Here is a 24,730-nt window from a genome sequence, read left to right on the forward strand (position 1 = left end):
AAAACTACTGTGGGGCTTGAGTTAAACTGAATCCCATTTCCGGTAGCAACGAGCTGTGCAGTAATAAGGGTGAAAAATTTCTAAGAAATTACTCTGAAGCGTTCTGTAGAAAGTTTCTACTATTTGAGGATCATCAACGTGAAAAGGATAATCTTGATTAAAGCCTTTAAAAAAATACCAGTTCAAGATTGTTTTACCACCAGGTGTCAGTGCTTCATGAAACTTTAGTAACTGTTTGGTGGGGTCTGACAAATGTTCTAAAACATCAAAAGAAATGATGGTATCAAAAGTCTCTTTTTCAGGCATTTCTAAGCAAAAACTTATTTTGTGGCTCAAACCCATCTGTTCAGCTCGATAACGCACAAAATCATTATGAATAGGATTCAGATCACAAAATATTACTTGCTCAACCTGTGGACAAAGGGCAGCATTAATTGCATGAGTACCAATTCCACCGCCAAAATCTAACACCCGACCTTGGGCATGATCTACAATCAAATGTAATGTATTTTCAATATTTTGACTTTGTTCTAGATGCCAAGCTCCCAACTCAAATAAATAAACCTCTCCCACCTGGTCACGATAAAAATCCGTTGCTGTATCCCAATCAAAATCTTTATGGCCTAACTCGGCCATTTGTTCTTGTCCTACCGCTAACTTGCTTTCTAGTGTTTCTACATCCAAATGCAAAAATTTCTGTAAATGTTGTTTTAAGTTAAATGAATTTTGCCAATAATCACTTAAGAAAGCTGGAGCAGGATACTTAACCATGTATTTAACTATTTTCATTAATTCGATACATTATATTTTAAACTGAATCAAACTTTTATACTTACTTTTTTTCACAACCTAAATTTTCATAGGGAGCAATGCGATTTTGTGAGGTCGGACAACAAAAGTGCGATGCCTGCGGCGGGCGTAGCCATCGCTAAAAATTATATTCAAGTACGGGGTGATTTTATTTACAAACAAAATACTGTTTTGCACGAGAATTCATCTTGATGAGATATCTCAAAAAGTTCTACTTCTCCATCATTACATCTTGGGCACTACCAAACTTTACTCGCAGTCTCTTAACAATACTCCGGACAGTCTTGAGTTGAGCAATTAGACAAGAAAGCTATCGATCCATTAGGGTGCTGATTAGAAGAAACGAAAACTAAAACTAAAATTTATTTCATTATTTTTTCATTATTTTTTCATTATTTCTATACTGTGAGCATCGCCCTTACATTTACAAGCGCTCACGTAGTGAATGCACCAAAGGAAATTTAAGTTATTGGGAATGATGCTAAATTAATTTTGTATAAATCCTTTGTTTTCTGATAAAATCTAGGTTTTCGCTGAAGGATCTTTTACATTTATCACATTTGAATTGTCGTCTATTAATTTCTAAAAATACTGGTTTTTCTCCAATGGTAAAACTGAAGAACGCTATATGAGAAAAATTAGCGAAGAACTTGGGGGTATTGGCAAATTACAACGGATATAACAAAGTTACCTGATAATTCTACTTGGTATAAACGTCTGTAATGTTTATGGAGCATAGCTTAGAGATTTTCTTAGTGTCATTCGATCATATCCACTTTTTGGTTGCGAAAAAACTTAAGGGAAAATAGAAAATCCGACCAAGTATTCTGGATAAAACTTGAGTAAATGCGTGTTGTCAACCCAGTACGACAAATAATTTGTTATTCTACACCTTCCTTAATTATCTTTTAGTAGAGAAACTACTAAAGTAAAAATATAATCGGAAAGTTCTATTTTTTGATTACTCTTGGGATAAGGTTCAGCCTTAATAAACTCTATTAAATAATTATCAATTTTTTTGATAGCTAAATCCTTCCGGCTTGCATTGTAAATCAAATTTGATTTTCCCAAATCTTTCTTATCTACTAAAATTTTAACAATAATTTGTATTTGTCCTGCCCAGAAACAATTTAGATCGGAAGGACATCTTGAATCTTCTGTTACGTCTAGTAAAGTTAGTTCAACCTCTCCAGAGTTTATACTAGCAATTTCACTAATTTTCAATTGAAACTGCTCTCCAAAATCAGCACTAACCATTTTATGTCGTGTTTCATTATAAAATGTATGAGTTAAAAAAAGATTTGTATTTAATTTTTCTGGTACATATACTACTAAGGCATGATTATTAGCCAAAATCACACTAATAAAGAGAATAAAAATCAAACTCAAGACAATCAAAAGTTTTGATTTGAATTTTGTCGATTTAAAGGTCATTTTTTACAATTGAAGGAAAGCTAAGTTTTTCCAGAAAATCTCAAGACTCTGAACTCCATCAATCGCGGAACTCCAAAGTGTTGCGTCACAAACAAATATGTTAGCCGCACGGGATGCACTTGGTGAAATCTAAGAATATTTTGTAATTGCATGAAGTCGAGGTTCATTATTGAGTAGGGGCAGGAAATGCTCCTTTACCCCTACGCCTTACCTATAAGTCTGGGGGCAGACTAGTATCCTCAACAATTCCATTGAGCGAAGCCCCAAAACAATCAGCATTAGGCCCCATGCCAAACTTAGCGAAGACTGTCCAAACAGCCCTTCTTACATTAGCGTGTTCGTCATTGGTTAAGCGTCCCTTCGTAAGCAAGTCATTGAGTGCGCAGAGTATTGCGTCACGTTCATCTAGAAAACTGGGATTAGAGGGAGACAGTTTTAAGGCATCAACGACCATTTGCCAGCTAATCTGATGACCGCGCTCTTGCGATCCTAATGCCTGCCCAATCTGGCGGTTCATCTCCATTAATGTGGCGCACCAAATCTCACCGATATTATGTTCTTCGTTGTAGCGATCTTTCCCAAGTTTGCCAAAGCGATCGCGAAAGTTGCGTTCGTAGGGCAAGCCACGGATACCTCTTGGATTATCAGTCACCCAATCGCCTATGACAACTTTCTCAACTGGCTTACCGAAATTTTGAATCGTCAGAGCAAAATAGTCACCCCAGCCTTCACCCATTCCCCGACTTTGAGGCTGTTGGAGTCCTCGTGGACTATTCATTCGACCACCGACTAAACGGTTAGTCACGCCATGAGCAAATTCATGGAAGACTACATCTGCATCAAAAGCAGTATGCCGCCGAGTAGGAACTACCAACCCCATGTTCATAATGGCTTTTCGCCCATCTGGCAGAGTTAACATATTCGCTGTCCCAGGAACCGGATTACGAAAGGCGCGAGCATCCACCGGATCGCCAGCAGTTCCTTGCCCTGTAAAATTTATCTGTTGAAAATTACCGACTGCTTCATTGAAGCCCAACAGGTAGAAGAAATCGTGCATATAGTTGCAGAAATAGAAGATGTTTAATATCTTCTGTTCATCTCCATTAGGGTCGTTAGGATTGAACACGACATTACCATTTTGCTCTTGCCCTTCAAGTTTCTGAATTTCACGTTCTTGTCGTCCTGGAAATATAACCTCCCAAAGAGCTGCGATCGTATTATTGCCAACGGACTGGTTGTTAATACACCAGTCACCAGGGAATTGAGGAGGCAGAGGTTGGGCGACTGGAACAGGATACTCATTCAAGTCTCTGGGAAAACGAATCATTCTTCGTGGGGTAGTCCTGGGATTTTCTGTATAAACATTGCCCTCCACAACCGTTCTCATTAAGCTTTGACAGTAAAGAATGTCTGGGTTAGATTGATCGGCTGAGATAATAACTTCGTATTGATCTTGATAATCTGGCAGAGTAATCTGCACGTACCATCCGAGGCGTGTCTCAGGATTTTGATAAAAAAGAACCAGATGAGCGGAAATCAAGTCAGCAAAAGGCCCTTTATCCAAGACTGTCGGTTGACTCGGCATGGGAAAAGTAACTAGCACTCGCGGGTTGTAATCGGACAAGTCCACGCTGATAGGGGTTATTGGCTGTCCCCAACCGTCTCTCATCTCCTCAGTTTCATTGGGGTTAGCGATATACGCAGCAGCAGATGTTACGGCTTGGGTAACATCAATTTGCGGCGCAATATTAATCCCAGTTGGGAGATTGACGTTATTTCCGACGACTTCATTAATCTCCTGGTTAGGAGAAAAGCGAACGGTACGAACCATCTGAAAGACGGGAATACCACGATAGGTTTGTTGTAAGTGAACGGCGCGACTATCAGCACTAGTTGTTTCAATGGTCGGGTCTGGGACAAATTCTACTGGTTCGCTGGGAGCAAATCCGAAAGCAGCACTTGTCTGGCTGACAAAGTTTAACGCTCGATCAATCAGCGATCCATCTGTGCTTGGGGCATTGTTTGAAACGAGAGTGTTGGGCGTACCTGTGAGCGAATTCAAATAAGCGACACTAACAGTATGTTCTCCAGGCAACTCATTAGAAACAAATGACGCATTTCGGCTGAGTTCATCAATACGGCTTGGAGTCGCACGATTTGTGCTGAAGTTACGACGGTCAATAGAATGTACCATTGTGCATACCTAACCTTTTTGTAATGAGAAAGCGGAAGTTAAAGAACAAGGAAAAAACTAGGTTTTAATAACCTTCTATGGGCTGATCCCAAATTAAGCATTTGCTGTCACCCATGCAGCAGCACCAACTACGCGGGCAATATCAGCCGCATAGTCAAAATCCACAAACTTATCTTCCTTTCGGTGATAGTTGACGTTGGGTTCAGCTTCGGGTGATGTTAGATCGGGACCTACGAAAAAGTCCTCAGACGTAATGCAAGCTGCGTAGCCCCGTTGATGGAAACTTGCATGATCGCTCCTACCCTCGGCAGGGTCGGGTTGGGTATAGATTTGAGGATGTTCTAGTCTGGGAGAAAGAACAGAAACTAGCCGTTCAAGACGCTGGGCGAGAACGAGCGATCGCTGCTGCACGTCGGCGCATTTGGCATAACCAACGTGAACTTCAAAGGAACGAGGAGCTTCGATGTTATAACCAATCATGTCCATCTGGTACACGCCAACAATGGGAGCAGCGATCGCCGCTTGCGTTCTGGCGTAAGCTTGGCTACCGACTAAGCCATGCTCCTCGGCATTAAAGAGGACAAAGCGAATTGTTCTCTTAGATGGGTTAAGGGAATTAAGCTCTTTGATCACCTCGGCAAGCCCTAAGACAGCAGCAACTCCACTTGCATCATCATCGGCACCGGGGGCAGGATCATTTTTGGCATCGTAAGGCCTATCGCTGGCAGCAGTAGAATCTAAATGGGCAGTGACCAGAACTATCTCCTGTGATTGACTGCCTTGAATTTCTGCCTCGACGTTGTATAACTCCCGTCCTTCGTGGACAAACTGATTCATTCTGACACTAAAAATATCTCCCCCAATGCTTTTTAGGTCTTGTGCTAATGCTTCTGTAACCAACGGCATATCTGGACTGTGAATATGTCGGCTTTTGATAATTCTTTGCTGCTCATCGAGAGGTTTGATCCCTGCATACCTTTCCACATGGCTGCGAATTTTGTCGGGTGTAATGGCTTTAAATTTGTCTAATTCAGCCTGATTTAAGGATGGCTCAGTGGTAGGGGAGGTTAAAAAGCCAGCAGTTCTTGCATTATTACCTTCTCCAAATGGTTCGAGCAAACTAAGATCGGGCAGCAGTTTCAGATTATGTCCGTGTTGGGCGTTCTCAAAATGATAGTCCTCTACTGAGTGATCTGATGGTAAGGCAACGAAAAGACCTTCGGTTGAAGAAGCCAAAACCATTTTAGAGGATTCATCATTAGCAAAAAATTCCGTCGATCTTCCTTGTGGGTTGAGAAAGCCAGTGCTTTTTTGAAGATCGTCCCGTAGTAAATAAACTTCTGTAGTCAGGGGATCGTCTTCACTACCCAAGCGATCTACTGCAAATCCCAAATCATCAAGTCTCATCGCCGCTTGGCTTGTGGCGATCGCATAAACCTGATTTCCTTTGTCACCAGTCACATACAAAGGTACAACAGGTAAAGATTTAATGACTTGCTGCCATCCCTGTTCACTGCGATCGCTTGGGACAGTTATGCGAATATACCTTAAATGGCTACCATTGAGCACGTCCCAAACTAGACAAGGATGTGGAACTACACGCCAACCAGCTTGTATTGCATAACTTCGCTCATGACTATCCTCACCAACAAATAGACACTGGTTTGGAGTATTAGAATGGCCTACTTGACGTGCTGTAAACTGAAAGATTTCTGAAGAGTTTTTTGCACCATAAATGATTAGATCAGAATCGAAAAGATCATAAATTTGGCACTTTTCCAGCACTCTCTTTACGTTTTCGGGTTTATCATCGCCGATATTCGATATGATTCCGATGCGACTGTTGCGATCACGCAACTGCCGTAGTATATCAGGCACATAAGGATAAACATCTAAACCTTCAAGGCGATAGGGAAAGGGTGAAATTCTTGGAGATCCAAGAGTACCGCCTATGTCAAAAAAAATAACATTATGGGTGTTTTCACTCATAATTTAACTTCTCAAAATTATTTACAATGCTCTTTATTAAATGAGGCTTTCTGGTAGCAATCGTACAGAAACTTAAGCTAAAAAACTTTTTACTTGCTTTTGATACAAATCATCCACTATGACAAAGATTGTTGTGATTAACGTTCTAAAGTCTATGCTAGTCATGGGGAAGTCTGATTTGAAAAGCTAGTAAATTTCATCTTCTTACTTCTCCTGCCTTTTTTCCTAATTCACATTAGGCGTAAGTGGATACGCACAACTTTGGAGATAGTTAAGCAATGGTTGTATACCTTCAGGTAAGCTCAAGTCATCAAATGAGACATTGCACTCCTCGCCCTCAGCTGTTTCAACAGTAATGTTGTAGTTAAACAAGTCGCGGGCATGTGGCGCGTGATTACTTTTAGCTTTTTGTAGAATGCCACTTTGTTCCACTAAAGACTTTAACTTAGCCGCTTCGTTGCTTGGAAGTAAGTTTGTATCCACTTCACAACCCCTTCTCAAGCCTGCGTATCCTCCTGACTGAACGAACTTAACTTTCATAGTTGAGTAAGCCTCACTTATTGGCTGATTGGCAAGAAAAAGAAGAAGGATGAAAGACAAAAGATATAAAAATAAATGCTTCATACAGGAGAGCGGTCATACACTTTATACTTCACACTTGCTTCTTCTCCTTGCCATCCTCTCAAAGAGAGGGGACATTAAGCTTGCTTGTCATTTTTTCCATTGGAGTGAGGAGTGAATGGCACTAAGTTAAGTCTAAAAGCAAGTAGTGTAATGAGTGTAAGGGTTGCAGAGGGGAAGAAGAGAATTTATCCCTTTGGCTCAAATGCGAATGGCACGCTTAAAAAGCACAACCCTATAGCTGGTTTTTGGGCGTAAGGGTGTAAGGGGTAAGGATGTAAGGGAAAAAACGAAGAACCAAATAATACTTACAAATCAACAACTTCCCTACACCCTTCCCTGGCAAAGATTTCAGCTTTTGTTGATGACATTGGACTCAGATGCTCATGGAGCTTCTTCTTTCTCCCCTGCTTCTTTGCTCTCCTACACCTATGGTGTCTTGACCATTCCATCTGTGTGAGTGCCATTCAAGTGAGCAGCCTTTGGTCTATATTGTGGATGCTGCATTGTCCCACAAGCGCAACGACGACTAGGATACATACCAAAATTGGATAAATCAATGTGAGTCCCAAAAGCTTTTGATCCCAAAACTTCCCGAAATTCAAAGTTTTTCTGTACAAATTTAGCGCAATCGTGATTACCGTCTGTTTGAGCAATTCTAATCATGGCATTAGCCACATCTGCAAAGCTGGCATTAGTGTTTGGGGACTCAATAATAGCACGCAGCACAACTTCACCCAAATATTTCCCAGTTTGGTAGAGAACTTCGGCACTATCTTGCACATAGGGATCTCTGCGTGATGTAAACAAATCTGCCAAAGTGTCGAACACTCCTCCTGTAAATACCTGAGACAAGTCATGTACCTCAGGAGTAACCTCACTGAGTTTTAAGTTATTATCTGCATTTCGCAACCCATTACGTAGGTTAAAAGCCAGTCCAAATTCCTCTGCTAGTTCAGCCAATATATTCTTGTGATGTAAATCTGCTTTCGTCTCCGCGACAATATACTCGACCAAATCCAACTGAGACAGAATCAAAAAGATGGATGTCAAATCACCAAATGACTCGTGTAAAGCTCCTGTTTGTGCTGGCGCATCCCATAAGATCCATTCAGGCTTTAGCGAGTCTAATATTGCATGTCCAGTTTCGTGGGCAACAATATCTAGTGAACGACAAGTAAAAACTTTCGAGGTTAAATTTGAATCTTTAAAGGGAGTGAAATAGAAAAACTTTAAAGCTTTTTCCTCACGGCTATAAAAGGCATTTGCCGTTTCTCCTGCATGAGGATAAACATTGATTGCTTGCTCACCATTATCTTGACTCCACTGCCAATTCAACTTTTTCTTCAATACTCTTTGATAGAAAGTAAGAACTTGACGCACGACAGTATAAGTATGTACCGCGTCGAAAGCTTCCACATTTGCAGCAGGGTCTGGTAAAAAATCTCGATTAACATCCGCAGGAACAGGCACAACACCCTTTATTCTAATTTGGGAGTCACTAGGCCCATCGTTTACTTCGGTGTGAACATAAACAGTTCTTGGCAATTTTAGTTCTGTTACAGAAGGATCTTGCTTCCAAATACGCGTGCGAGAACCAAGTATAGGTGGATTTATTTGTGCAGGCAAGTCAAACATTTTCTCTGCTACAGCGCGAACAGCTCCCTTTTCAGTAGCAAGAGTCTGGAAGTTATCAAATTTGGGCGTGATTGGTTTAGCCGCCGATTCAGTGGTCATAATTATCCCTCTTTATATGGTAATTATGCTTTTTTAAGCATTATCAAGTATCGGTTATGTAGTAGTTTGTGATTAGCTTCAGTTAAGATGTTTAATATCTGTAGAGATACCTAAATCCTAGTTTTATCTATTAAAGTTAGGAGCTAAATAAGTAGTAGAACCCAAACTATTGTTAAGCTCGTAATTGAATTCTCACAGTTAGACAGAAAAACTTTAAGACTGAAAGCTAATCCCATTCATCGAGCAACATTCTGAATTCCCAATAGTTATTAAGTAGACATCCCGAATAATTGATTCTGCGTTGCTCAAAATCCTTAGTAGGGGCGAACGTAATACGGTTCGGATAAGCATTTTTCACAATCGAGTGTGGTCTGGGGAATGGGCTTGCAGGTATTGCGTAAAGGATGTATTCAAAACCAATACCTTTAACCGAACCGTATTGGGGGCGAAGGGTTGTTCGCCTTCATATCATTTCTGGAGATGTCTAATCTTAAAAAATTGGATATTTGATATCTGAATCATGTTTCGATACATAATTTCATTATGATAAGCTCAAAGACTTAATCCTCTAACTAAAGTTAGAGGATAAGTAAGCCAAAGGTATAGTATTGCTGAAAATGATACTAATTAAGACAAACCTTGTCTCTTTATTGGGTAGATTTAGGTAATTTCAATTAGCAAGTTGTCAATACAACAAAATACGGCAATGATAAACTCTTCAATAGAAAACATCTTTCCCTCATTCTAATCACTGGTGACGATTTTCTCTCTCCAGATGAGGATTGTGGGATTTTTCTTTTCAATCATTCGTACACCAGCCTTTTGTAACGAAACATAGCCGTATTTCTCACCAGAATTCTCAAAGCCTTATAAAATCTAGATTCTGGTTTTTCACACTGCATCAACAAATAAACTGCCAAAAATGCCCGAAACATATTCTGGGTAAGGATTATGAAAAGTGCGATGCCTGCGGCGGGCGTAGCCATCGCAGGGCTTGTGAGAAATGCGGGAATAAGTCGCACATCGCGTTTTGTAAAGAAGTTTATACTATTACATTCACTTTTATAGCATTCATATAATCTTGAAAATACTAGTAACTATGTATTGAGCTTGTTCTTTTGTCGAATAACAAATTATTTGTCGTTGTTAACACATTAGTGACGCTCTACAATGCACCCTGCCAAGTTACGCTATATCAAGCATTAGCTCATTATACGCAGTATAAGTCTTTTTTACCTGCCGTTGTTCTAAGGAATGCAAAGTGCTACAACATAGCTGGGATGAAAATTACATCAATTTAAAAGTTTAACGATATTAATTTCATAACACGACAAATAGATTTTTATCCGACATTTGCTATGGGGAGATACTTCCTAGCAAATTTTGTTAAAAAAATAGTACAAGTAATTATAAGTATGGATTTACCACAACCCCTGGAATCCCCCTATGGATTCTGGAAGTCTGCTATTACTGCTGACGCTATCGTTGCTGAAACGATTAATATTCAAGAAGTAGCCTTAGATAGCGAGGATGTTTATTGGATCGAGTCACGACCATCAGAAAAAGGTCGATATGTAATTGTCAGACGAACTGCCAATGGCGAAATTGTCGATATTACTCCAAAGGGTTTCAGTGCTAGAACACTAGTCCACGAATATGGAGGTGGTGCTTTTGTTGTGAAGGACGGAGTTACATATTTCTCAAACTTCAACGATCAACGGATTTATGGACAAACTAATATAGACACCCCCCAGCCATTGACACCTGATGAGAAAAAGCGATACGCAGATGGTGATTACGACGTGGCTCGGAATCGAATTATCTGCATCCAAGAAGATCACACAAATGAACTCGGCGAGCCTGTCAATTCTATTGTTGCGGTTGCGGTTGCTGACAGTAGGAAATTGGAGTCTCTAGTTCAAGGTAATGATTTCTATTCATCTCCTCGACTGACTCATGATGGTAAGCAAATTGCCTGGCTAACCTGGAACCATCCAAATATGCCTTGGGTAGCCACAGAATTGTGGATTGCTAATTGCACAGATGAGGGTAAATTGGAGAACTCACAAAAAGTTGCAGGTGGTTCAGCAGAATCCATATTACAACCAAAGTGGTCGCCGGATGGTGTACTCTACTTCATTTCTGACCGGAGCGGTTACTGGAACCTCTATAAATTTGTGAATGGCAAAGTTGAACCAGTTCTTTTGGATGAGGCTGAGTTCGGTCAGCCTCCTTGGCAGTTTGGAACTTCTACCTATGCATTTGTATCTGCCAACCATATCGTCTGCACTTATGCAAAACGAGGAAGGTGGATACTAGGAATCATTGACCTCTTGACGGGTTTGCTTAAGCCTATCGATACACCGTTTACTTATTTCACAGCTGTTCATGCCACACCAGGAAAGGTTGTGGCTATTGCAGGTTCACCCACTATGACCTCGGCGTTAGTTCAGATTGACTTAAAGACTTACGAAGTTGAAATCCTACGTCGGTCTACTCAAGAAAACCAGCAATGGCAACCTTATTTTTCTACTTCTGAAGCTATTGAGTTCCCCACCGAGAAAGAGTTGACAGCACACGCCTTTTTTTACCCTCCCAAAAATCCTGATTATATTGCACCTGCTGGGAGTTTACCTCCTCTATTAGTGATGTGTCATGGTGGCCCTACAGCAGCATCTGACGATACTTTAAATTTGTCAAAACAATTTTGGACAAGTCGAGGGATCGCAATTCTTGACGTTAACTATGGTGGTAGCACTGGATTCGGTAGAGAGTACCGCGATCGCCTGAAAGGAAAATGGGGAATTATTGATATTGATGACTGTATCAATGCAGCGAAGTATCTCATTCAAAAAAATTTAGTTGATAGCCAACGGATAGCTATAACAGGAGGAAGTGCTGGTGGATATACAACATTAAGCGCCTTAACGTTTCGCAATTTCTTTAAAACAGGAGCCAGTTTTTATGGCGTTAGTGATTTAGAGCTTTTGGTTCGGGATACGCACAAATTTGAGTCGCACTATCTCGAATGGTTAATTGGCCCTTATCCAGATCGACGTGACCTCTATGAAGAACGCTCTCCTGTGCATCATGCTGACAAACTCTCTTCGCCCCTGATATTTTTTCAAGGCAATGAAGATCGAATTGTTCCTCCCAACCAAACGGAGAAAATTGTCGAGGCGTTGCGGGGTAAAAATATTCCTGTAGGTTATTTTCTCTTTGACGGCGAACAGCACGGCTTTCGGCAGGCAGAAAACATCAAGCACGCTCTAGAAGCGGAACTGTATTTCTTCGATCTATGGCTGACAAAATCAGGTTTGCGTTTTTGATTTATTACCGTTTTGGCATAATCCGCATAATAAAGTATGACAAATAAGACTATACAACACCCAGAACGCTGGACTCGCGACTACATCTTCGACATTCTGCGTGAGATAGGCATTCACTACATTTTTGGTGTACCAGGTACAAACGAAATTCCAATTATTGATGGCACATCATATCCAGAAAATGAAGTCCAATACATTGAATGTTTACATGAAAACATCGCCATCGGTGCAGCGATGGGTTCGGCACGGATGAGCGGCAAACCAGGCGTTGTTGTTGTCCACGTTACACCGGGTATCGCTCATAGCATCGGTAATCTTTTCAACGCCTGGCGATCGCATATCCCCTTAGTAATACTTTGTTGCCAGCAGCAAAATGAGTTAGTAACACAAGAGCCACTCTTGGCCTCAAACCTCGTTGATCTGGCACGGCAGTATACGAAATGGGCACATGAGGTTCGGACACCCGAGGAAATTGGGCTGGTTTTACAGCGTGCGTTCAAAGAGGCGATCGCGCCGCCTAACGGTCCAGTGATGGTCGCCATCCCGTGGGAATTTACAATGCGCCACATTGATGCCGAAGATCGTATTCCAGGGATCACACAGATATCACCCCATTTCACTGGTGACTCATCAACAATCCAGCAAGCGGCTTTGCTGCTGGCAGAAGCAAGGAACCCGATTATCATTGCTGGTGATGCAGTTGGCTATGCTAATGCTTGGCCAGAGTTACAGGAACTCGCGGAACTCCTGGGCGCACCAGTACTACTCCAGACCTTCAGTAGCGTGGCGAATTTCCCCAATGATGACTTCCATTGGCAGGGAGAACTCCCTGGTACCCAATTAGGAATGCAGCAAGTATTTCAAGATCATGATGTTGCCTTTTTCTGCGGCTTCGGTCTCCAAGCTCAGATTACAGTCTTCAAGTATTCCGACGGCCCTCTGATTCCCCCCAGTGTTCAGCAGATTTATTTGACGAATAACACCTGGGACATCGGCAAGAACTCTTATAGCCAGGTGGGAATTCTCGGCGATATCAAAACAACACTCCCACTGATCAACAACCTTGTTCGTCAGAACCCCCCAACAGAGGCGGTAAAGCGCAACGAGAATCTGCGACAACTCAATGTTCAGCGACATCAACAGTGGCAACAATATTTGGAACTAGCGCTAACAAAAGATGAGATTTGGGCTGTTGCCATTGCTGACGCGCTCCGCGAGGCGATTCAGGAGCGCGGTCTGGAGAAACAGTTTGTGTACGTCCATGAGGCAGTCTCCGATCCAGCACCGTTCCAGTATTTTCTTCCACTTGGCAATGATGGGGCCGCACCCATTAGCTACTATTGCGTAGCTGGCGGCTCCCTCGGCTGGTCAATGCCTGCTTCTCTGGGAATTAAACTCGAAAGCTTTGGTTGGCAAGGCATCGAGACGCGCCTGGTCGTTAACGCCGTCGGTGACGGCTCATCGCTGTTTTATCCGCAAACTTGGTGGACTGCGGCACACCGCGAACTCGGCATACTCTATATCATTACGAACAATCAGGAATACCAAACACTGCAAAGCGGACTGCAACAGGTAGTCGCTGCATATAGCTCTGCACCTGGCTATGGCTGGAAACCGAAGACTAACGACCCTGAGTATCTGCGAATTGAGAAGCCAAAACTCGACTTTGTAGCTCTGGCGAAGGCCTTCGGTGGTCAAGATGGTGAGATTGTAGAGACTTCTCAGGACGTTAGTTCTGCTGTACGGCGCGGCATCGATTATGTATTGGAGAACCGGCGCTCGTATATCCTCGATGTACGAACTGCCAAAGACACGCTCTCAACGCCATTGACCCAGCAGATATCTGCACGCTATACCGCACAACCGCCACTCAACTTTTTTCATCGTCAGGTGGAAAAATCATTTTTGCGGACACAGGCTCCTGGCACAGCCGTGAATGTTCCGATTATTTTTTAAACCAAACACCAATAGAGGATGACAAATCATGGCAGAAATCGATATTGCGATCGTCGGTGGTGGTGTATCAGGCGTCTATAGTGCGTGGCGGCTCAAACAAGCCTACCCAGATCAAAATATCGTTGTCTTCGAGGGGAGCGATTATATTGGGGGGCGTTTGCTCTCAGTGCGCCCGCCCGATATTTCAAACATGGTTGCGGAACTTGGGGGGATGCGTATCCTCCCAGCAGTGCAACCACTGATCGCAAAGCTCATCGGAGAGCTTAATAAAGTCCTCCCACTAGAGCAGCAGATTGAGTTGTATGATTTTCCGGTCGATCAACCACAAAACATCGCCTATCTCCGTGGTGTCTATCTCCGGCTTTCCGATTTCATTATCAAACCGGATAAAGTGCCGTATCATCTCTCCTTTCTGGAACGTGGTGGTACAGCAGGCAGCATCATCATCAATGCGATTGAGCAGATTGTACCGGGAATCACAAATCCAAAGCTTACTGAATCTCAACGCCGAGAGATGGTGCAGAACGCGAGCTTCGCTGGAACACCGCTCTGGAAACAAGGCTTTTGGAACGTGCTAATACGCATCATCAGCGGCGAAGCTTACGAACTCGGCATTGATGCTGGTGGCTACAACTCAACACTCACTAACTGGAATGCCGCTGATGCAATTCCCTGGTATCTCTCCGATTTTGGCATTGACCCGCAATACAAGGGTTTTAAGAAAGGATTTCAGGAGGTACCCAAATCATTAGCGCAGCTTTTCTCCAAAGCTGGTGGCGAAATTCGGCTTAATACTAGGCTTGACGGCTTCGATTGGAAAAACGCCACATTTGAACTGAGCATCCAAGGAGAAACGATCGCGACAAAATCATTGATCCTCGCTATGCCGCGCCGCTCACTCGATCTGCTTGTGCCTACAAGTCCGCCTATGCTGGAGATTCAGCACCTCATCACTAGCGTCACACCGCGCCCACTCTTCAAGCTCTTCACAACCTATACTAGCCCGTGGTGGCGTGCAGCAGGCTACACGGACGATGGTAAGTTCATTCCAGTTGAGTCTGGAAGAACAGTCACAGACCTGCCAGTGCGGCAAACCTATTACTGGCCCAAGGACGACGGCAAACCAGCCACCGAGGGGCCATCGATGCTGATGGCAAGTTATGATGATGGCACAGACATCGGCTTTTGGGACGGTCTCCGCCCACGACGACATCAGGCTTGGCAAGCGCGTCGGCAGGTTGCGGAATTAGTGAAAAATCCATACCTGGGGTCAAGCAAGCAAAAGCTTAACAACGAATGGGACAAATACGTGGCATCGGCACCGATGGTTGAGGAGGTGGCACGCCAGCTTGGGATCATCCACGGTCTCAACTATACACCGGATGTGCAGAACGCCGCATTCCGCGACTGGGGTGACGACCCATTTGGCGGTGGATGGAACAGTTGGAATATCGGTGTAAAAAGCTGGGAGGTGAAGCAACAAATTATCCAACCGCTCGGCACTGATTGCTCACTCTACATCTGTGGTGAAGCCTATTCAGACGCTCAGGGTTGGGTTGAAGGCGCACTGCAAACGTCCGACATGGTGCTGGAAAAGTTCGGTATTAGCCCCTTACTGTCTAGTACAGTACAGCGTAAAAAGCAGACCATTAAATAGCCAAAACTTTGCCCTTGTATGTCCACTTAACAGGTCACGAGAAACGCATCTTATTTACTAATAAAAACTAAATGGACATAGCCACAACAAGCAATACCCGCGTTAAGTTCTAAAAATACTAAGGAGTCATGATCATGAGTACTAAACCAGAACAACATCCATTAAGCTTTGTTGCCCCAATTAAGGCACCAGTGCCAGAAAACTATAAAGCCCTAAAGGATATTTTAGAAACTGGGACTTTTGGAGCAGCACTAGATCAGATTGGTACAGTGCATTTTGGCCGTTTTATGTTTCTCGAAAAAGTTACGCCAGAATCAGGGGAAGAGTATTATGCTAAATTTGCACTCTTTACCGCCTATGACGGAGATTTTAATAAATATGTTGATGACTTTGTTGCAGTGGTTGGTGACTTTTTCAATACAGTGTTAGTGCATTTAGAAAATGCTGAAGGGTTAATTCCAGTCCAAAAAGACTCTGAAGCTTTTGCTGATTATATACAAAAATATAATCAACCAGTAAAAGTTTGGTATAGTGCTTATCCTACTTTAACTGTGGTTAAAATTCGTCAGCTAGCGTCTAACTGCTAAGAGGTTATCTGGAAAGTGTTTCACTGTGACTTTATGCACTTTTAGATCCCCCCTAAACCTTCGATAAATCGGGGGTAACCGGAATCAAAGTCCCCCAATTAATCGGGTAATTTAGAAGGATCTAAACTTTTGATACTGACAAGAGGACTTTTCAAACATCCTTTAAACTAAAACTTACTTTAGTGGCAACCACACCCCTAGAGTAAGTTGTAGTTAATTAATCTGAAAAGTTCTATTTGGCAACGCTTTTATTTAGAGATGGACTGAGCAAAAAGGCAGAAGATGTAAGCTTTTTTGTCGCCAAGTTTAAGGCAATAATTCTCCATTTGTCAAACATCCTACTTCTGAAATTGAGAAAATCTATGACAAATGAAAAAACTCTAACGCAGCTTAACTTTAGTGATATCCAGGGTTATATTATCCGTGGCTATAACATGAACAATGTGCGACATTTTGTTCTACATATTAAAGATGCGAAGGGCGCAAAGAAATTTATTGGTAGCTTGGTAAGCGGTAGTGATGAATCAATTCCTCAGATCACCACTGCTGCATGGTGGGACATAAAACCGAGTTATTGCTTAAATATTGGATTTACTTTTGAAGGTTTAAACGCTCTCCAAATTGTTGCAGATATTGGTAAATCCTTTTCCGGTTCCAACTACAAATCATTTAGACAAGGTGCCATTGCTCAAGCAACTCAAGTAGGTGATATTGGAGAGAGTGCCCCTGATAAGTGGAAAGGTGGATTAGGAACATCTAATACTCATGTTTTGCTCTCGCTCTATGCTCAAGATAGTAAGGTGTTAGAGCAGCAATCGGATAAACTGCGATCGCTCTTTAAGGAAGGAGACGCACTTAAAGAGTTATCTTGCTTTGATGGAGCTAAACTTCCTGATGAGAAAGGCCAACCCAGCGATATAGTTCATTTTGGTTACAAAGATGGAATTTCACAGCCGAAAATAGAAGGTGTTCCTACAAAGCGTGGACTTTCAAAATCCCTAGATCCCCAACCTATTATTCCTGCTTATGAGTTTATCCTGCTGGATGATGAAAAAGCTCCTTACTACGTACCGACACCTCCGGAGTTGGGCTTGAATGGTAGTTTTGCTGCTTTTCGAGTCCTGGAACAAGATGTAGCTGGCTTTGAAAAGTTTCTCCAAGAGCAAAAAGATAAAATTGATTCAGACAAACTGGCAGCTAAAATGTGTGGCCGATGGCGCAATGGTGTCCCTCTAGACCTTTCTCCAGATGCTGATCAACTAACTTCCCCTAAAGAACCAATTATTTACGAACAATTTAATAATTTTGATTATTCTGATGATCCACAAGGATATAAATGTCCGATTGGTTCACATATACGACGCACAAATCCTCGTGCGGCAAAAATACAAGGAGTAACAAATATTCACAGACTCATCCGTAGGGGAATTCCCTATGGGCCCTCTTATAATCCTAACTCTCCTAATGATGGCATTGAAAGGGGATTGCTAGGTCTATTCATCTGTGTGAATCTCAAACGTCAATTTGAATTTGTCATGGAAGAGTGGGTGAATAAAGGAGATTTTGCTGGTTTACCTACAGATGCTAAAGCTCCTCTGATTGGTGCTAATGACAATAAAAGTGGTCAATTCGATATTCCCGTCTCCCCAGACAACCCCTCAATCAAGTTGACGGGTTTTGATCGATTCATTACAACCAAAGGAGGAGCTTACTGTTTTATACCTAGTATTACCGCGTTGCAACACATAGCTAGTTATTCAACTAAGTAAGTCGGGGAGAAAATTTATAGTCTTCGTCGAAAGAGAAAAGAGTTTCACTAAGTAAACTTATTTACCAATCTTGAGATAATTTCTATGACATTTGTTGATCAGAATCTAGCTACACAGCGACCGGATAGTCTAAAAGACTTTTGTTTGCCTCGACGCGAGAATTACTTTCCCTCCCCTGCGGATTGGAGAAATGAAGTGCTTTATTTTCTCTTACCCGATCGCTTTAGCGATGGTAAAGAGGATACACGTCCTCTGCTGAATCGACAGCAACTGAATCTGGCCCGCCCTAATCTAACGAATGGGCAGTCTTGGCGATTTGATAAATGGGCAGAGTCCGGAGGTGATCGCTGGCAGGGTGGGACACTCAAAGGATTAGAGTCGAAACTGGATTATCTGAAGCAACTGGGCATGACGACGATCTGGGTAGGTCCAGTTTTTCAACAACGGGGTCACTTGGATAGCTATCACGGTTACGGCATTCAAGATTTTCTAGAGGTCGATCCTCGCTTTGGGACTCGCCAAGATTTGGTCAGTCTGGTCAATAAAGCCCACGAAAAGAGACTACGCATTATCCTAGATATCATTTTTAACCATTCAGGATCTAACTGGCTCTATGCTCCGAATACTTCTGGGGGAGAATTGGAACCACCTTATACGTCTGGTTGGTATCAGTTTGGCTCATGGCTAGGCGATCGTGGACAACCCATTGCGGTAAAGCCTCAAACGAGCGCAGAAGGAGTGTGGCCGAGGGAACTTCAGGAAGCAGATTGCTACACTCGTGCTGGCAAGGGAGATTTGGGGCGAGGAGACTTGGATGATCCCAATGCGGAATTCCGGCGTTCGGATTTCATCACACTACGAGATTTCCAGTTGGAGTATCCCCATCTATTAGATAACTTAGCCCGATGTTATAAATACTGGATTGCGCTGACAGACTGTGATGGCTTTCGGATTGATACACTCAAGCATGTGACCTATGAACAAGCCCGAAATTTTTGCGGAACTATTAAGGAGTTTGCAGCCAATCTAGGTAAGAGTGACTTCTTTCTAGTGGGAGAAATAGCAGGCGGAGACTACAACCAAGACCGCTATCTGGATGTGGTGGGGCAAAATCTAAACGCTGCTCTGGATATCGCCGAGATGCGGGTAAATCTTAACCTGGTTGCCAAAGGGCTAATAGATCCAAGAGCCTACTTTAACGGGTTTGATCCAGGGAAAGCTGTAATGGGGTCGCATCGGAATATCGGACGGCGGCATGTTTCAATTTTGGATGATCATGATCATGTATTTGGTGAAAAAATCCGCTTTTCCAGTGAAGCTGCATCGGATCATCAGCTGATTGCCGGAGTAGCATTGCAACTGTTTACATTGGGAGTGCCCTGCATTTACGCTGGAACTGAGCAGGCATTGGCGGGGCCAGAACCGTCTGAACGGAGGTGGTTGCCCGACTGGAAGAAATCCGATCGCTATTTACGGGAGGCGATGTTTGGTCCAGAGCATCCCCGACAATCTGGTGTGGCGGGACTGCAAGCCCTCGATCAAAACTTACCTGGTTTCGGGCCATTTGGGACAGCAGGTGCTCATTGTTTCGAGCCAAATCACCCTGCCTATGTCCGGATTGCGGCAATGGCAGCAATCCGTAAGCAGTTCCCAGTGCTGCGATTGGGACGGCAGTATTTGCGACCGATCGCGATTCCCTTCTTAAACTTGCCCTTTGGCGACCACGGACGGAGTGGAGAAATTATCGGTTGGTCAAGGATTCTAGATGATGAAGAGGTAGTTTGTGTGCTAAACAGTCATGGAACTGATAATCGGGGAGCAAGAGTTTTGGTGGATGCCAATCTGAACGCGATTGGAAGTTCAATGACGGTGATTCTGAATACGGCTGAAGTGGGAAATCTGCCGGGTTACACAGGTTCTCACAAAGTGGGATCAACGGTGTCGGTGCAGCAACAAGATGGGACTGCCTATGTTGAGATCCAACCGATTTCAGCATCCGAATTTTTGATTCTGACGAATCATCCCTGATGTCAAGCTGAGGTTATGCGATCGCAGATGCTAAACAACTGACTGATTTCCTACCAGGAGAATAGGAGGAAACTATGAAGGTGAACAGGAAAAACAGTTATTCCCCCTCGAACCGATTTAAATATCTAGCAAAATCATTAGGCGTGTTCATCCTGACTCTCTGTTTTGCGATCGCTGTCTTTCCCACATCAGCACAAGCCAGAGTTATGCAATACCAGAAAGGTAATCCTGCTGATGTCAATCCACTCTTATCTGGGATGGTCTATGACTTAGGCGGTGGGGGGCGTGATGTTGATCCAGCAATTCAGTGGATGATCAACCAGGTGAGGGGGTGTAGCAATTGCGCCACCAAAGTAGATGTGGTGGTGATTCGCTCGCCTGATGACGATCCCAGCAACGATGATGCTTACAATCAGCCTATTATGTGCATGCAGGGGGTCGATTCCGTAGAAACTTTCGTGATTGGCAGTCGGGAAGATGCTAATCAGTCTGATGTCGTCAATCGCATCCGGCAAGCCGAGGTAATTTTCTTTGCGGGAGGAGACCAATGCAACTACGCACGAAATTTTCAGCGCACTGAACTGGAGGATGCCGTAAAATCCGTCTATGCACGCGGGGGCGCAATTGGTGGCACTAGTGCTGGTGCTATGATCCAAAGTGAGTTTATCTACAACGCTTGTTTACAAGGACGAGAAAATATCACCAGTGACGATGCTTTACGCGATCCCTATGCAGACATAAGTTTTACCAATAACCTGTTCGAGTGGACAACCCTCAAAGGCACAATCATCGACACGCACTTTGATGTAGATGATCGTATGGGTCGCTTGATGGCATTCATTGCCCGCCAAATCCGCGATGGCATGGCAGATGAGGTTTTGGGCATTGGCCTGCCAGAAGCCACTTCGCTGGTTGTTGATCAGAATGGCATGGCTCAGGCTATGGGAAAAGGACCAGTCTACATTGTCTTAGGCGATCACTTACCTGAAAGGTGTGAGCCGGATCGATCACTCACGTTCTCTAATTTCAAAATATGGAAAGTAGATAATGGGCAGACGTTTGACCTAAAGAACCGACCTACCAGAGGCTATTATCTCAGGACGGTCAATCAGGGACAACTCAGTGCTGATCCTTACCGATCTAACTAATCACTTTAACTTCAGAAAACTTTTCATAAATCATTGTATTTGTTCTAGCAAGGTGAAGGAATGCACATAATTCTCCACCTTGTCAAAAGTTCTTCGGTTCGTTGTTTATTCTTTTTTATTTGCTCCCTCCAGATTTAAAAACAATATATGCATCCTGTAACTATTTCTAACAATCACGCCAGTATGTTCTTAGCAAAAATTTCCTGGTTAACAGCTATGTTTTCTTTGACAAAGTAAGAATTATGAGCACAAACTGAATCATAGCCAAACCATTGTTGTGAGCAACTTGTTGGGTTAAGTTTTAGAGTTTCCTCACTGATATCGAACATACCCCATAAAGTACCGCCAACGAGATCACCCTTGGCATCAAGGTTGATCCATTTGTTTACCATAGAGGGTCGGCGACCATCTCTATTTTCTGGGCGTAAGAAGTCGCGCACCGTTCCAATTGATAAAGCACTACCTACGGTAAAAAAGTTCGAGACATATCTTTGTAAAAATTGCTCATTAGCTTCAAGTTCTCGCAATCCTTCGTAGGCAACTACAGTACCCCAACTGTGAGAAATGATGTCGATTTGGTTGTTATTAATCAGAAGAGGCTTGACAACATCTGTGAAGCAATCAATGATGCGCTGGCGCATTCTGCTGTTTAACATATAAATGAGAAAGTCGTCAATTGCCAGAGCCGCTGCATTGCTTTCTACCCAATGAGTCTGCATTGCTGAACTTCTGTGGAAACCATCGTTGGTATTTGTCGCTAGTTCTTGTCGCCGTCGATCTTCTAAAATAGCCATAATTTCTCGCCGCAGTTGCTGTTGCTTGGTGTGATCAACTGCATTGACAGCATTGACAAAAGTTTCGGTATTGACTAAATGACTCCATAGCACCTCCAAGCGCGTGTCACCAAGGTTTCCGTTCTTGAAAACTTCTCCGACGTGCGGTTGTAATGCTTGCCACCAACTGTCGGAATAATGCTCTCTATGTTGGCTAATCCCGTGTACATATACGAGATAATGGTTTCCAACTATGCGTGGTGAGCCATTGCCTAACTGTTGCGATCGCGTGATTGTATCTCCTGAGAAGATACTCCCATTTAGTAGTTGTTCCTGACCAGAAATCGAAATTCCTACCGCATCGAAGGCGCGGGCGATCGCCTGCAACTTTGCATTCCGAACCTCAATCGTATCGCCTCGAAACAAGGTGCGACCAACGAGTTCAATCGCCCGCCGACTGTCTCTGAATAAGGAAGTCCGAGATAGATACTGAGTCAATGTTAGGTAGAAAAGCGCTGCAAGACTCTTGCGATCAAATAGATAAGCTCCTTGCCTATCCTTAGCTGTCATAATTTTGTAGGCAGCTAAATTGTGGATGCCGCTGTTGAAGTGAACGCCTCCCCAGTCACCAGCTTCAGTAATCGGCAAGTTCAGGTAATCTCGCATATGTGCAGGTTGCCGATATTTGCTAGGGTTACTGAGATCCCGGAGCGGTATCCCCGTACCTTGAAGTTCCTCTCCCATTTCCCAGTTCCATGCAGACAGATTTGGCTCTTCAAAATTAGAGACAATGATCCCAAAAATATCTGAGTAAGATTCGTTTAAAGCTCCAGATTCTCCCGCATACTGGAGCCGTGCCGTCCGATCAGTTACTCCGTGGAATATCTCGTGGGCAACAACATCAAGCCCTACAGCATAAGAACGGAGCTGTCCACGAACTTTCCTTTGACCATACACCATTTGCCCTTCTACCCAGGCCGCGTTCCGCCACTCCTGACCGTCCGGACTTTCATTTGCAACTATGCAGTTAATGCTGGAAATTAACGGCCCACCTATATTGTCGATACCATTGCGACGGAGAACTTCCCGCAGGAAAATTGCTACCACCGCTGCGTTCGCGTGGGCACTGATCGCTTCTGGTAACCACTCTGGTGGTTTGCCTACATAATTACCTGGTAATAACCCCGAATCCAAGTCTTGAAATTCAAAGTCGTATGTATGAACATTCAGATTCAGGTCTTGTAGTGTTCTCCTATCTCCTGTAACTGAGTACCAAATTTTACGCGGCTTTTTAAGACCGTCTAGTGCTTCTTCAACCTGCGATTGAGAAAAAGAGACTCTATCGGCAACAATACTCGGCGTTCGAGGTAATTTAGCAACGATCTCGCCATTATGTGCATCAATTAAGTAGTCCATTAACAGTGGTATATGCTTGTCCGTTTGTGTTTTCTCTCGGCTTCGTTGGCGTACATCCTCAATTACGTATATTAAGCGCCATCGCTCAACGGTTGTGTCAAAGTAGTAACACAAACGGGGTGTTGCTTCGAGTGGTTTCAATCCATATCCCGCTAAGTCACGAACCTTATTCAACGCCTCGGCTGGTGAAATCTGCGCTATGGTGTCTACATTTATCGGCTCTCCCAGTGACGAGTTGACTGCAAGTAGCTCGTTCCCATAGTCCATCTCAATAGTGATTAAGGAACCGTAAACTGGAATTTTGTTGTATGTTTGACGAAACTTTACAGTTTTCGTCTCAGTAAGGGGCAATGTCTCGGTGCCAAGGATTTTGAATTCACAAGTGGCGTTGTTCACTTCTGGAGCAGTAAACTGCGGCAGTTCCTTACTTGCCAGAGCCTGATTTAAGTGCTGACGAGCGGCTGTTTCTGGATCAAGGTTACGCAGACCTACAGCTTTTGTCGTGGCGAAGGCAGCTAACGAAGGTCTTTCAGTCCGCAATATATTAGCTACCCGATCTGAAGTTTCGTCTTTTGTGTGGAATGCAAAGGTGTGAAGTCCGTTCTTACTCATTTATTTTTCCTCCTTTTTTATCGTGGAGTCAACTCCTAATGTGTGAGTTACAGACATAATTTCAATCTTTAGTAAGAGCTAAAGCAAGGAGAGTTAAATTAAGATTAACTGTCGAATTATTTTTCTTTATTAATTTTTTTAATCAACATAGAACATCAAAATCTAGTATTTTAAGTCCTTTTGATAGATAAAATGGTTTAGACTACTTAATTGGATAAAGTTCAGCTTCTAATATCTCAAATTTTAATCAATTATGTTATGAATGAGACAGAGAACTGTAGGAAACTACAGTGCCAAAGTTAATTAATTAGATTGTCAGGTATGTACTCTGAAAGGCGACTTTGTAGATAAAGGAGATACTAGCCATAAGTTTCTCAGTAAATAGAGCCTCTCTATTAAGCTTGGGCATTCTGAAGGATAAGAGGATAAGAAATGAAGTGTAAAAATGTTCTTATAATTTGAAGGGTATATAAATCTTTTGGCAATGAACGCAATAGTTTAAAATTCTTAACGCAAACGCTTTGAAGCGTTTTATTAGTCGTGTTCGCCAGCGTGTTGAAAGTGTTTTTCACGAAATTCAAAACACTGGTCGTGATCCCGAACGCTTACTTAACAAAACAGTGGATGGTTTTTGTGTTCACATTGCTGCCAAAATTGCCTCTCACACCTT

At 43.0% G+C, this 24,730-nt stretch carries 14 protein-coding genes; 7 read left to right on the forward strand and 7 right to left on the reverse strand.

Features of this window, described 5'->3' with window-relative positions; genetic code table 11:
* Window positions 1–21: 21 nt before the first annotated feature.
* From ACEYW6_RS15715 to ACEYW6_RS15740, 6 genes are all read right to left on the reverse strand, one after another.
* Complete coding sequence (locus ACEYW6_RS15715; protein WP_412980439.1) at window positions 22–771, reverse strand: SAM-dependent methyltransferase; 750 nt, start codon at window positions 769–771, stop codon at window positions 22–24.
* Window positions 772–1,707: 936 nt separating this feature from the next.
* A complete protein-coding gene (locus tag ACEYW6_RS15720; protein WP_412980440.1) occupies window positions 1,708–2,244 on the reverse strand; it encodes a hypothetical protein in 537 nt (178 codons plus the stop codon).
* Between the two features lie 211 nt (window positions 2,245–2,455).
* On the reverse strand, window positions 2,456–4,438 hold the full coding sequence (locus tag ACEYW6_RS15725) for a M36 family metallopeptidase (protein ID WP_412980441.1): 1,983 nt from the start codon (window positions 4,436–4,438) through the stop codon (window positions 2,456–2,458).
* A 93-nt stretch (window positions 4,439–4,531) separates the two neighbouring features.
* On the reverse strand, window positions 4,532–6,427 hold the full coding sequence (locus tag ACEYW6_RS15730) for a M20/M25/M40 family metallo-hydrolase (protein WP_412980442.1): 1,896 nt from the start codon (window positions 6,425–6,427) through the stop codon (window positions 4,532–4,534).
* A gap of 225 nt (window positions 6,428–6,652) precedes the next feature.
* A complete protein-coding gene (locus ACEYW6_RS15735; RefSeq protein ID WP_228058079.1) occupies window positions 6,653–7,051 on the reverse strand; it encodes a protealysin inhibitor emfourin in 399 nt (132 codons plus the stop codon).
* Window positions 7,052–7,477: 426 nt separating this feature from the next.
* On the reverse strand, window positions 7,478–8,785 hold the full coding sequence (locus ACEYW6_RS15740) for a hypothetical protein (RefSeq protein ID WP_412980443.1): 1,308 nt from the start codon (window positions 8,783–8,785) through the stop codon (window positions 7,478–7,480).
* A gap of 1,415 nt (window positions 8,786–10,200) precedes the next feature.
* On the opposite strand from ACEYW6_RS15740, the gene ACEYW6_RS15745 reads away from it, so the two are divergent.
* The 7 genes from ACEYW6_RS15745 to ACEYW6_RS15775 all read left to right on the forward strand — a co-directional run bounded on the left by ACEYW6_RS15745 (window position 10,201) and on the right by ACEYW6_RS15775 (window position 21,259).
* Window positions 10,201–12,114, forward strand: a complete 1,914-nt coding sequence (locus ACEYW6_RS15745; protein ID WP_412980444.1) for a S9 family peptidase — start codon at window positions 10,201–10,203, stop codon at window positions 12,112–12,114.
* Between the two features lie 36 nt (window positions 12,115–12,150).
* Window positions 12,151–14,070, forward strand: a complete 1,920-nt coding sequence (locus ACEYW6_RS15750; protein ID WP_412980445.1) for a thiamine pyrophosphate-binding protein — start codon at window positions 12,151–12,153, stop codon at window positions 14,068–14,070.
* A gap of 28 nt (window positions 14,071–14,098) precedes the next feature.
* Window positions 14,099–15,727, forward strand: a complete 1,629-nt coding sequence (locus ACEYW6_RS15755; protein WP_412980446.1) for a flavin monoamine oxidase family protein — start codon at window positions 14,099–14,101, stop codon at window positions 15,725–15,727.
* Window positions 15,728–15,861: 134 nt separating this feature from the next.
* Window positions 15,862–16,314, forward strand: a complete 453-nt coding sequence (locus ACEYW6_RS15760; RefSeq protein ID WP_412980447.1) for a hypothetical protein — start codon at window positions 15,862–15,864, stop codon at window positions 16,312–16,314.
* Between the two features lie 362 nt (window positions 16,315–16,676).
* Entirely contained in the window at window positions 16,677–18,083 is a 1,407-nt protein-coding gene (locus ACEYW6_RS15765; protein ID WP_412980448.1) for a Dyp-type peroxidase, read from the forward strand.
* An 84-nt stretch (window positions 18,084–18,167) separates the two neighbouring features.
* Window positions 18,168–20,111: an alpha-amylase family glycosyl hydrolase gene (locus tag ACEYW6_RS15770; protein WP_412980450.1), complete on the forward strand. Its 1,944-nt coding sequence runs from the start codon at window positions 18,168–18,170 to the stop codon at window positions 20,109–20,111.
* Window positions 20,112–20,191: 80 nt separating this feature from the next.
* The gene (locus ACEYW6_RS15775; RefSeq protein WP_412980451.1) at window positions 20,192–21,259 is read left to right on the forward strand and encodes a cyanophycinase; all 1,068 of its coding nucleotides are present in this window, start codon (window positions 20,192–20,194) and stop codon (window positions 21,257–21,259) included.
* Window positions 21,260–21,432: 173 nt separating this feature from the next.
* Here ACEYW6_RS15775 and ACEYW6_RS15780 read toward each other — a convergent pair whose 3' ends face one another.
* Window positions 21,433–24,060, reverse strand: coding sequence for a M4 family metallopeptidase (locus ACEYW6_RS15780; protein ID WP_412980453.1), 2,628 nt, complete (start codon window positions 24,058–24,060; stop codon window positions 21,433–21,435).
* Between the last annotated feature and the right edge of the window lie 670 nt (window positions 24,061–24,730).

Source organism: Nostoc sp. UIC 10607, assembly GCF_047228265.1.
Taxonomy (GTDB): domain Bacteria; phylum Cyanobacteriota; class Cyanobacteriia; order Cyanobacteriales; family Nostocaceae; genus Nostoc; species Nostoc foliaceum_A.